This window comes from Leucothrix mucor DSM 2157 (genome assembly GCF_000419525.1).
Classification (GTDB): domain Bacteria; phylum Pseudomonadota; class Gammaproteobacteria; order Thiotrichales; family Thiotrichaceae; genus Leucothrix; species Leucothrix mucor.
Genome location: NZ_ATTE01000001.1, coordinates 4,172,663 through 4,184,497, shown reverse-complemented (window position 1 = coordinate 4,184,497; position 11,835 = coordinate 4,172,663). Strand labels below are relative to the sequence as shown.

The following is an 11,835-nucleotide window of genomic DNA, read 5'->3' as shown; positions in this document are numbered from 1 at the left end:
CTGTTTATGCCGCTTGGTCATCCAGCGGAACACGCCATTCTCCGGTCAGGAGTTTTTGCATTAGGCCTTTTTTTAGTTGTTGTGCTTCGGCTTTTTGCTGGTTTAATAAGTCGATTTTTTTATCAACTGTTAACAAAATTCTGGCAATTTTTATTTGCTCTTTAATTGGAGGAATAGCAATCTTCATTACGTGTAGCCGCTTGCCTTTGATTCCTTTTACCGTGCTTCCTGTGCCATTAAAATCCAACTCTTTTTTAAACGCAGGAGATAGGAAAAAGTATTTGAGATATATATTATTCAACTGACGCCAAGACTTAGGTCGAAACTTGATAATACGTTGAGCGATAGCAACATCTTGATTATCGACCAAGGCAACATTTCCCATAGGGGCTTCCGTTGTGAATAGTACATCACCTAGTTTAGGAGTCCCCCGACTCATGACTTCATCATACAAAGATTCTGGAATGTACTCTTTGGAAGACTCGTAATCGATATAACCACTTTTTACATTTTTTGCAGTGACCAGAAAAAACCCAGATTCAACCTTTGGCGGTGTTTTGCCTCGGTAATCCACATATGACAAAACTTCATTTATCTTCAAAATTGTCCAAACCGCTGGAATTGAACCATATACTGAATCCTGAAACTCAGTATGTGGTAACCACCCTCCCTTATCATCAAGCTCCCCAACACCTTCAGAAAAAAGTTTTTGCATTAGTCCTTTTTTTAACTCTTGGACTTCAGAAACTTTTCGTTCGATTAGCTGAGTTTTTTTATCCGCATCTGACAGAATTTTGGCTATTCTCGCTTGCTCCTCTTTTTCATGAGGTAGTGGAACTGGTATTTTACCAATTTCACCAAGATTAATTTTCATTGGAGTGGCGTGAAGCAATGCTCTTTTTTCAATTTCCTGTCGGAAGTAATCACTTTTTGTATATTGATACACGTACTCTTTATTAACATCATCGTTAAGTCGAATTAGGCATAAACTTACGTAGATACTCGCATCAACATCCCAGTCAATTAGCTTAGTCTTTGATATAGAACCAATTCGGGTAAGTAAAATATCACCTTTTTGCGGCTTCACTCGTTTACAAAGGGTTTCATGCAGTTCTTCAGAAATATATTTGACGTTTGTAAAGTTGTTAGCGACCACACTTTCGACGCTGTAGAAAGGAACCCCCTCATCCACATAAGTTGGCGTAGCATGTGTACCATCAGCTATTTTTATTGAAATATCATTAAAACTAGCAACGTAAAATTGTGCAGGTAAATTACCAAAAGAGTGGTTAGTTTTCATATCAGAATCACAGACCCAGTGTTGATAAATGTAACTTAAGCTTTTCATCAACAGATTTAAGGTTCTTATCTGTTATCTGAATTTTTTCTAATACTTGTGAAAGGTCTACAATTTCCTCAGGCTCTGATGTATCAATATATCGACTAATATTCAGATTGAAACCATTCTCCTCAATCTCACTCATTTCAACCACCCGCAGGTACTTTTTAATTTCGACTTGCTGTAATAGCGTTGCAAGTGAGTCTTGAGTTTGTTCGCCAGCGTTAATCATGGTTTGCTTGGCTGTGGTATATGTTTCGGTGATTCTTTCAATATCACTATTACGTAGGCGATTCATGTTTTTGCCATCTTCGTAATCAGCAGAGGCGTCAACAAAGATGATCTTATTTTTGAGGGCGACAGGTTTGGATTTATTGATAATCAGAATTGCAGCAGCAATACCTGTATTAAAAAACAATCCAACTGGAAGACTAACAATGGCTTCTACAATATCGCCACCAAAGCTCTGATCACCTACAAGCAAGCCCTTTCGAATCTTCCCTTCATCACCTTCGCGAAACAGCACACCATGCGGAACGACAACACCGATACAACCGTCTTCTTTTGTACAGGCAACCATGTGCTGAACAAAGGCCAAATCAGCTTTTGTGCGAGGCGCAACACCCAGACCAAAGCGGCCAAATCTGTCTTTTAGATCTTTGTTGTACTTAGGCGCAACATCTATTTCTTTGCCCGTTTTCTTGTCAACGCGGGTCTGTTTGTTAATCTCTAAAGGCTCCCACCATTCTTTAATAGAGAACGGTGGGTTGGCAATAACACGGTCAAAGGTTTGCAATCCTTCACCATCTTTGTGAAGTGGGTTAACTAATGTGTCACCGCGCTTTATATCGCCATCAAGGTTATGTAGAAACATATTGAGCTTGGCAATCGCCCACGTCCCTAAGTTTTTCTCTTGTCCGTAGAGCTTGCAGTTTGGCTTACCCATTTTCATTCCGTTGGGCTTGTATTTTTCACGAATGTGTCGAGCCGCTTCAACCAACATACCGCCACAACCACTGGTGGGGTCATAGATTTCTTGCTCTGGCTGTGGGTCAATTAGTTTGACAATCAACTCTACAACTTCATGTGGCGTATAGAACTCCCCACCTTTCTTACCGGCATCATCGGCAAATTTTCCAATGAGGTATTCGTAAGCATCACCGAGCAAGTCAGCCTTGTAGAGGTTTTGATTGCCTAGTTTGTACTTATTGAAGTGTCTCAGGAGGCGCATTAATAATTCATTGCTGAGCTTATCTTTGTCGCCAAACTGAATCGCGGTGAGCACTTTTTCTAGGGAAGGGTTTTGTCGTTCAATTTCAGCAAATGCTTCGTCGATACTTTCGCCAACGTTTTCCGTCTTTTTGACCAAGTTTGCCCAGCGGGCATCTTCCGGCACAAATTGCTCAGGATTGTCAGCTTGAATCAACTCAATCGCGCCAGCAGTATCTAACCCTTCCTCAATCATCAGCGCGAGTATTCGCTCATCGAACACATCAGAAAGTCGTTTGATAAAGATCAAACCGAAGATGTAGTTTTTGAAGTCACTGCTGTCTACCGTGCCTCGCATGATGTCGGCACTGCCCCAAAGCCATGTTTTCAGCTCTGGGAGCGTTATTTTTTCTATGGCGTAATTTGTCGGGGCTTCTTCTACCACATTTTCTGTTTCTGGCTGGGTGCTGTTTTTCATTAGTTTGTATGTTCGCTGAGTTGCGGGGCTTTAAAATTATCATCTCGCAGGAGTATGCCGTTATACCGCTACAAAAGGAATTTAATGTCTAAAGAATGAGATAATAACCACTGATCAGCTACTCCTCAACTGCACAGTTTAGCTATGCCATTTGCCGTTATGGTATTTTTTTGGCGAATCTTTATACTACGCAATCACAACCAGCTTGAAGTTCGCACATCGCCAGCAAAAACCTAAATCAGTAAGGATAAACCCAACAAATGATGCCTCTTACCAGTGAGCCACAACTAAATATTTTCGATCAATCCGAGTTAAGCGAGCGCGCTTTACTGGATCAATTACTGGATGAGTCACGTCTTTACCGATATAGCACAGACTACCTTGAGCTATTGAAATTCATCAGCCGTCAGCGCAACTTCGCACCCTTTAATGCCATGCTCCTCCAAATCCAGAAACCTGGACTTCGCTTTGCAGCATCAGCTAAGGATTGGCATAAGCGGTTTAATAGAGACATAAAACCTCAGGCTCGTCCGCTCATTATTCTCTGGCCCTTTGGCCCAGTCGCTTTGGTCTATGATTTACTAGACACAGAAGGTGAGGACTTACCCGATGAGGTATTTGCATTCCGTGTAGGAGGAACTGAAGAGGTTTACAGCGTTGAACAGTTCTCAAGAAAGTTAGACAAGAAACAAATTGCTTTAAACTTCATGGACTCGGGAGATAATAGCGCAGGCTCTGTCCAGCGACTGGAGTGCAAGACTGAACCCGGTAAAAAAATCCCCGTCTGTAGCTATCGCATTGATATCAACAAGAACCACCCAACAAATGTCCAGTTTTGCACACTATGTCATGAGCTGGCACACATTTACCTTGGTCACTTAGGGCTGGACAAACTCAGCGGTGCAGATCGTTCAAGATTTAAAGAGGCTCAGCAAGAAATTGAAGCCGAGTCAGTGGCTTATCTAATTTGCCAGCGCAATGACATTAAACCAAAGTCACAAAGCTACCTAAATCAATTTGTGACTAGTGATACAACAACCCAAAACCTAGATTTATACCGGATAATGAAGGCTGCCGGCCAGATTGAAAGCTTGTTGGGCCTAAATAGCAAAGTACTTACGTCCAAATATAAGGGTTTCTTTTATTAGGCTTAAAACAACCATGCGCATGGTAGTAGCGCTTTACACACACGGGAGCTAAATCAGCCTGACTTACTCAGCAAAGTACTTAACGTCATTGGCTTATCCAGCAACCAACCCTGCAAGCGCTCTACGCCTAACTCCCGAAACAGCTCAACCTGCTGCTGTTCTTCCACGCCTTCAACCACAATTCGCATATTCAGCAATTGCGCCATATAGATAATGCTTTTCAGCACAGCATTAGATGTTTTTTCGAGATAACCATCGGTGTAGGTTTTATCGATTTTTAACTCATTCGCAGAGAAGTTTTGCAGGTAAGCAAACGAGGTATATCCAGAACCAAAGTCATCAATCGAAATCTGGAAACCACGGCTCTGCAACGCCTCAATGCTCTTTTGCACCTTGTCATAATCCCGGATCAATAAGGTTTCGGTAATTTCCAAGGTAATGAATTGCACTAAATCAGAATGTTTCTGAATTTTCCTATCAAGAAAGCGAATCAAGCCATCTTCCAGTAAGTCGCGTGCTGATAAGTTAATCGAGACATCCAGCCCCGGATAAATATTCTGCACCATCGGCATAAACTCAAATACCTGGCCAATCACCCACTGCGATAGCTCGCAAATGCGATTAGATTCTTCCAGCATCGGGATAAACAAATCCGGCCCGATCAAGCCATATTCTTTGTGCATCCAACGCACCAGCACTTCCACACCCTGAATTTCTTTCGTCTGAGTATTGTACTGCGGCTGCCACAACAAAAAGAATTCATCATCTTTGAGTGACTGCTGAAATTGACTCATCAAAGTTGCATGCTGCTGCTGATTAAAGCCAATCTGCTGGTCATAGAGCTTAAATGGGAGGTTGTTTTTGATGCTGTACGACAAGGCCATCGTGCTGTTTTGCATCGCCATTTCATAGCTGGTTTGCTTACGATCATATTCATAAGCACCCACCACAATATTGCAATCCAGACTGCTCTTATGCAGGTAATGCGTGGTGGCCAGCGCGCTGTTGAGCTGGTGGCGCAAGCGATCAAAGCTCTTGTTATCCAAGTACTGACAAACAACGGTAAAGGTATTTTTGTCGTTATGAAATAAGGGAAAATGACGTTTGCGGCGCGAGATACGAATTAGGTCTGAGTTGTCCGACAACTCTTGGCGCAAGTTAGTTGCTACATCATTAATAAACTCACGATACACTGCTGGGCCGAATGCAACTTCCAAACGATCCAAACCTGAAATCCAGATTTTCACCAAAGTCTGTTGTTTCACATCCTTAGCTTTCGAGAAATAAGCCTCCAACGCTAACTCATTCGGCAAGCCCGTATTGCTATCGACTAAACGCTCCCGTTGGAATGCCTCATTACTCATCCGAATAGTTAAGAACAGCAAACCAGAAATCAGAATCATCTCAAGGAAAATAGAAATAAACAGAATGTAATCGGTATACCAAGTAACATCGAGGAAGCCCATCCGGTTAAGTATGTGCATGGTAATCGACGGCGCAAAAATCAGCATCAGAATGCGCAGCGTAATGGAGCGGGCATCATCTGCAAAACTGCGGTGCTTCGCCTTACGGGAAGCATAAATTCCCAAGACGATAAATACAGCAATCGAAAAGAAAGTCTGAACGGTAATGAAACGAATCATGTACAGATAAGGTACAAATGGGATCAACATTAATGTCGATAACCCACTTAAAAACAATAAGTTATAAGTTCGCCTTATCCAAATGGAGGCATCCTGATAATGGCCCATCGCTTTAAAGAACGCCAACATCGAGAAGAAACCGAGCAACAGACTAAAGTTGGTCGCTTTCTGCATCAACTCTAAATCATACGTCCCAGTCCACAGCTCAATATAGCCATAGTCATTCATCAGGTAGGCAAGAATCGATAACACATAACCAATATGAAAGATAAATGCGCTTTGGCGTGTCGTCATATAGATGACAACGTTGTAAAAGGAAACGAGAAAAAACAGGATTAAAAACGGCAACATCCACTGCATTTCGCGCTGCGCATGCTCTGCTAGCGTATCTATTTCAATTGCGCGGTAAGCACCAATGACAGGGTTATCGCTGTCTATTCTCACAATCACATCATACTCAAGGCCCGGTTTAAACAGGGCTTCAACATGATTTTGATACTGATGGGCACTCCCATCAGTATCCCGCGGCGGGGTACTTCTGCCAAAGGCGAAGTGCTGCACGGGCTCGCCCGTTGCACTAACCTCTAACTGCATATGGTCCATCACATTATGGAAGCTCAACGCAATTTTACGTGCCTCGGTACCTTGTATACTGAGTTTGGAGCGAACCCACATCGGGTTATCAATAAACCCCAAGCGAAGTTGCTCCCGACTAAACTGCTGCCATTCATCGTTTGGTAACTGTTTGACTGTGTCAAAATCAGCCTCAGCCGTGGTGTCGCTGTAATATTCACTGGCAAACAAGAGATCAGTATTCACCGGCTTATCCAGCTCCAATACCTGCCCAAACGCAGACGTTACCGTCAGCAAGCAGCAAATTAGCAGTAGAATGTGGCGAAAAGATCGAATCATAAACAGGGGACGAAGGGACCAGTAATATTTAATTACAAGCCTACGCCGAGATATCTGAGTCTAATCTTAATGGGCCGACGAGCGCGGTTACGGCTCGTCGTAAACTAAGATATTAGTCCTGATGAACCGGCTTAACGGTGGTAACGGCACTCACCCATGACATAAGCCGCTTCGATATTGCGATCGTCACCTAACATCATCAGCGCAAATAATTGCTCTTTGAGATTGTTAGCGTGCTCCATGCGGCGCTTTATTAATGGCGTTGCCGCCAAGTCGATGACGATAAAATCAGCCTCTTTGCCGACTTCAAAGTTACCCACTTTGTCATCCATCCTAAGCGATTCTGCGCTGCCTAAGGTGGCTTGGTAAAAGGCTTGGAATGGCGACAAGCTCTGGCCATTAAGCTGTAACACTTTGTAGGCTTCATTTAAGGTTTGCAGCATACTGAAGCTGGTACCGCCACCAACATCAGTGGCCATTCCCACTCGAATGCCAGCAGCCTGTGCCGCATTCATATCAAATAAGCCGCTACCTAAAAACAAGTTCGAGGTGGGACAAAATGACATCGCCGTGCCGGTCTCAGCCATTCGCTGGTGATCCTGCTGATCCAGATAAATGCAATGCGCGTAAATTGCTCGCTCACCCAGCAAACCGTAGTGGTCATACACGCCCAGATAGCTGCGGCTCCAAGGAAACAATTCCTTCACCCATGCCACTTCATCCAGGTTTTCAGCGACATGTGACTGCAGGTAAACGCCCTCAAACTCAGCAAATAATTTGCCTGCCGCTTCTAGTTGCTGCTCAGTTGACGTGGGTGCAAAGCGTGGCGTGATGGCATAGCTTAAGCGGTCTTTATCATGCCACTTCAGAATCAGCTCACGGCTTTGTTCATAGCTTGTTTCAGCGGTATCGCAAAGCTCAGCGGGCGCATGGCGGTCCATCATGACCTTGCCCGCCATAAGCCTCATATTCCGCGCATTGGCGGCTTCGAAGATCGCATCCACCGAAGTCGGGTGTACGGTGGCAAACACCATCGCCGAGGTCGTGCCGTTTCTCAGTAGCTCATCGCAGAAGAAGTTAGCGACTTCATTGGCCAGCGCCGCATCGGCAAAGCGCAACTCCATCGGGAAGGTATAGGTTTGCAGCCAGTCCAGCAGCTGCGCACCATAACTACCGATCACATCCGTCTGTGGGTAATGCGTATGGGTATCAATAAAGCCCGGCATAATCAACTTATCTGGGTAGCTTTCTATCTCCAGCTCAATGCCTTCCAGCTGATACTTGGCCAGCAAGCTACCCGCCTCACCACAAGCGGCGATACGGCCCTTATCCAATACCAGCATGCCATCACTAAAATACTGATAGCTGGATTCCACATCCTCCGCACACTGCGAAGGATTAGCGATAAAGTGCAGAATGGGGCCACGAACGGCGTTTAAGCGTGTCATCAATATCCCTTCCTTACTATCTGTCAGCAAACCATTTGGCAATTTGAGCGCGCTCTTCATCCGTAATCTTACTCAGATTCGCCAGTGGCATGTATTTGCTGGCTACTGTACTGGCAATTAAGGTGGCGTGTTGCTCAAGCTGCGCCTGCGTTTCTAAGATGATGCCTTTTGGTGCTTGATAGAAGCCCGGATAGTTAGGTACTTCCGCATGGCACATCGCGCAACGTGTTTGCACAATGGCGAGCGCATCTGCATCGCTAACGGCAGCAACCGGCTGATCAGCCATTGGGGATTTGTACATATTTGGCGATAAGGCCACGATCAGGGAACCCAGCAATGCCACACCCAAAACCGGATACAACCAAACCTTTTTACCCTGATGTTTCAGCACAAAGAACTGACGAATAAATACACCCGCCATCATAATTACCGCCAATACCAACCAGCCTTTTTCATGGCTAAAGGTCATTGGGTAATGCGTGCTGATCATAATAAACAGCACTGGCAAGGTGAAGTAGGTGTTATGCACGGAGCGCTGCTTACCAATCAGGCCCGGACGGCCATCGACAGGAACGCCCATGCGGATTTGTTTTACCATGCGCCGCTGACCGGGAATGATACGCATTGCCACATTGGCGACCATCATGGTGCCCATAATTGCGCCGACATGCAGGTAAGCAGCTCGTGCACTGAAAATCTGGAATAGGACATAGTCGCAGGCCAGAATCAGTACAAAGACCGCGGCAGCCAGTAGATTATCGCGCCCTTCTAAACGGCGACATAGCTGATCATAAATAATCCATGACAAAGCAATAAAGGCAATACTAATGCTAATTGCCTGCGTAGGCGTCAGGTCCATTACGCTGACATCAATCAGATAAGCTTTTGCACCGACCCAATACACAATAAGCATCAACCCCATACCCGAGAGCCACGTGCTGTAAGCTTCCCAGTATGACCAATGCAGATTTTCACTCAGCGGCTCGTCTTTCGGACCAGTTAGAAATTTTTGGCTATGATAAAAGCCACCGCCATGAACGGCCCATAGCTCGCCATGCACACCCCGCTTTTTATCGGACTCTTTTTTTGAAGGTCGGATTGAGTTATCCAACATCACAAAATAGAACGAAGCACCAATCCAGGCAATGCCCACAATGACATGTAACCAGCGCATTAATAAATTGGCCCAATCCCATAAATAAGCTTCCATGTGCACCTCTTATGCTTGTGTGAATCGACAGTATGCCGTTATCTTACCTTGCGTTGCAGCATTATTGTAACTGCAATAATTGTGCCGCAATTGAAATGGCGATCACCTCAGGTTGCTTACCTGAGATACCCGCAACACCAATCGGACAGGTCAGGCCTTCCAGCGTCGCCTCATCAACACCCCGTTGGCGCAGTCGCTGTTCAAAATTATGCCGTTTAGTTTGCGAGCCGATTAAGCCCAAATAGGGGAATTTGCGCGGCAATGCAGCCCGTACCAGCTCAAAATCCAGTGTGTGGCTATGCGTCATAATTAGGCAGTGGGCATTATCTGGTGCAGTCTCAATCTCCGATTCCGGCGCATCGTGGCAGATGATTTGCACATTGGCAGGAACTTGCTTTGGGAATAATGTTTCCCGTGAATCAATCCAAGTCACGCGACACGGTAAGTTTTGCAGTACATCAACCAGTGCCTGACCGACATGCCCTGCACCAAAAAGTAGCACAGGAAAGCCCACTTCTTCCAAGGAGATCGTTTCACGAAACTGTGACTGCCAGAGCGCATCCGGCATCACTGTGGAAAACGACAAACTCACCCAACCTCCGCAGCATTGACCCAAGCGTGCCGCCAGTGGAAAACGCTGTTGTTTATCCGGCTCACTTTGCGCCAGTTGTTGTCTGGCAATCTCCAGAGCTTGATACTCCAGATTACCGCCGCCGATCGTGCCAAAAAACTGATTAGCAAATACCAGCATGGTGGTACCGACTTCACGAGGTGTCGAGCCACGAATCTCCGTCACGGTAACCAGTACCGCCGCTTGGCTAGCTGGCGAATGAGTAGCGAGTTTATCTATCCAATGTGGCATTTAAGAATTTCCTGCACGAAACTTATCGGGTATAAATCAGGCTGGGACAATAATCCGAACGGAGTATGATAGCGCGTTCCCGCTCCCTCCCCTCACTAAATTACGAGCTATTTATGCCAGCAGCCGACTCCAAGCTAATTCGCTTGATCCCCATCCTATTTGTTTTTCTGTGGAGCACCGGATTTATCGGCGCTAAATATGCGCTGCCGTATATCGAACCGTTCTATTTATTGTTTATTCGAATGGTGTTTACCATCGCGGTGTTTTTGCTGCTATGCCTGATCTTTAAAGCCAAGTGGCCGCCGTTGCGCTTAGCCGGACATCAAATGGTCGCTGGTGCACTGATCCATGGCGTCTACCTCGGTGGCATCTTTGCCGCGATTAAATTGGACATGCCAGCGGGGATTGCTGCCATTATCGTCGGTGTGCAGCCGGTGCTAACCGCCCTACTGAGCTGGCAGCTGATGGGAGAGCGCTTGCGAGCTATGCAATGGACGGGGCTGGCCTTGGGCTTGGTCGGTGTGATTGCCGTTATTCTCAGCACGCGCCAGCAAGCGAATGTTGAGATGACGCCGCTGGCTATCGGCTTTGCCATTATGGCGCTGATTGCCATTTCGATTGGCACCTTATACCAGAAACGCTTCGGCGGCGGTGTCGACTTGCTGACCGGCTCATTTTGGCAATACGTGAGTACCAGCGTGCTGATGGGCCTATTGGCTTGGGGATTTGAAACCCGCGAAGTGATCTGGAGCACACAGCTCATCATGGCACTAGCGTGGTTGGTACTGGGCCTATCGGTTAGCGCGATTTTGTTGCTCATGTACATGATTCGCGAAGGAGAAGCTTCCAAGGTCGCCAGCTATTTCTATCTGGTGCCGCTAGTGGCGTGTGTAGAAGCTTGGCTGCTCTTTGATGAAGCGCTGCCGCCGATTGCCATTGGCGCGATTCTGTTGACAGTATTAGGGGTCTATCTAGTGGTCAAAAAACCGACTAAAATCATCAGCGAGACCAAACCATAATAAAGTGGTGATAACTCTCCTATACTTTAAATGGAGCTGAAAACCGGCCGATAAACCCAAGGAATTATTATGAAAGCACAACTGATGGCGCTAGTTACTCTAATCGTATTATCCAGTGCGCTAGTCGCCTGCAATGGCAGCAAACCAGACCCTGTTGATAATAAAAAGATCGATATCAAGGTCGTCGATAACTCGACCAACGTTACTCCTAAGGATGAAGCCAGCTGCAAACAGCAAGGTGGCACTTGGGGCAAAGTAGGCTTAGGTGGTTTTATGGCTTGCACCATTCCAACGGGCGATGCCGGAAAAAGTTGTACCGATAGCAGTGAATGCGAAAGACGCTGCCTGACCGGTGTTGGTGAGCCGGGTAAACAAGTAACGGGGCAATGTCAGAGCTCTAACCAACCCTTCGGCTGCTGGGCTGAAGTGCTTAAAGGCGTTGCTCAACCAGGCTTGTGCATCGATTAATCAAAGTTGCTTTTGATGTGGCTGTATGAGCTGTACCGTTTAGCGGATTAGGTTCACACTCGTCTGATAGCTGGTGTCACGAAGCTGATTACCGGCTAT

The 11,835-nt window shown here is 45.9% G+C and carries 9 protein-coding genes; 3 read left to right on the top strand and 6 right to left on the bottom strand.

The features are described from left to right. Window positions 1-4: 4 nt before the first annotated feature. Window positions 5-1,300 (bottom strand): restriction endonuclease subunit S, encoded by a 1,296-nt coding sequence (locus LEUMU_RS28305; RefSeq protein WP_169446460.1) that lies wholly within the window; start codon window positions 1,298-1,300, stop codon window positions 5-7. A gap of 7 nt (window positions 1,301-1,307) precedes the next feature. Continuing rightward, a complete protein-coding gene (locus LEUMU_RS0119005; RefSeq protein ID WP_022953890.1) occupies window positions 1,308-3,026 on the bottom strand; it encodes a type I restriction-modification system subunit M in 1,719 nt (572 codons plus the stop codon). A gap of 260 nt (window positions 3,027-3,286) precedes the next feature. Between LEUMU_RS0119005 and LEUMU_RS0119000 the strand changes: the two genes are divergently transcribed. Continuing rightward, window positions 3,287-4,174 (top strand): ImmA/IrrE family metallo-endopeptidase, encoded by an 888-nt coding sequence (locus tag LEUMU_RS0119000; RefSeq protein ID WP_022953889.1) that lies wholly within the window; start codon window positions 3,287-3,289, stop codon window positions 4,172-4,174. A gap of 53 nt (window positions 4,175-4,227) precedes the next feature. Here the strand turns inward: LEUMU_RS0119000 and LEUMU_RS0118995 are convergent, their stop codons facing one another. From LEUMU_RS0118995 to xdhC, 4 genes are all read right to left on the bottom strand, one after another. Next, the gene (locus LEUMU_RS0118995) at window positions 4,228-6,729 is read right to left on the bottom strand and encodes an EAL domain-containing protein (RefSeq protein ID WP_022953888.1); all 2,502 of its coding nucleotides are present in this window, start codon (window positions 6,727-6,729) and stop codon (window positions 4,228-4,230) included. Between the two features lie 131 nt (window positions 6,730-6,860). Then, window positions 6,861-8,177 (bottom strand): guanine deaminase, encoded by a 1,317-nt coding sequence (guaD, locus tag LEUMU_RS0118990; RefSeq protein ID WP_022953887.1) that lies wholly within the window; start codon window positions 8,175-8,177, stop codon window positions 6,861-6,863. A gap of 16 nt (window positions 8,178-8,193) precedes the next feature. After that, on the bottom strand, window positions 8,194-9,387 hold the full coding sequence (locus LEUMU_RS0118985; protein ID WP_022953886.1) for a urate hydroxylase PuuD: 1,194 nt from the start codon (window positions 9,385-9,387) through the stop codon (window positions 8,194-8,196). A gap of 61 nt (window positions 9,388-9,448) precedes the next feature. Further along, complete coding sequence (xdhC, locus tag LEUMU_RS26870; protein WP_022953885.1) at window positions 9,449-10,249, bottom strand: xanthine dehydrogenase accessory protein XdhC; 801 nt, start codon at window positions 10,247-10,249, stop codon at window positions 9,449-9,451. Between the two features lie 113 nt (window positions 10,250-10,362). On the opposite strand from xdhC, the gene LEUMU_RS0118975 reads away from it, so the two are divergent. Together LEUMU_RS0118975 and LEUMU_RS28300 are read left to right on the top strand one after the other, a co-directional pair. Then, window positions 10,363-11,268 carry a DMT family transporter gene (locus tag LEUMU_RS0118975; protein ID WP_022953884.1) on the top strand — a complete coding sequence of 302 codons (906 nt, stop codon included), beginning with the start codon at window positions 10,363-10,365 and terminating at the stop codon, window positions 11,266-11,268. A 69-nt stretch (window positions 11,269-11,337) separates the two neighbouring features. Continuing rightward, the gene (locus LEUMU_RS28300) at window positions 11,338-11,736 is read left to right on the top strand and encodes a hypothetical protein (RefSeq protein ID WP_022953883.1); all 399 of its coding nucleotides are present in this window, start codon (window positions 11,338-11,340) and stop codon (window positions 11,734-11,736) included. The last annotated feature ends 99 nt before the right edge of the window (window positions 11,737-11,835 follow it).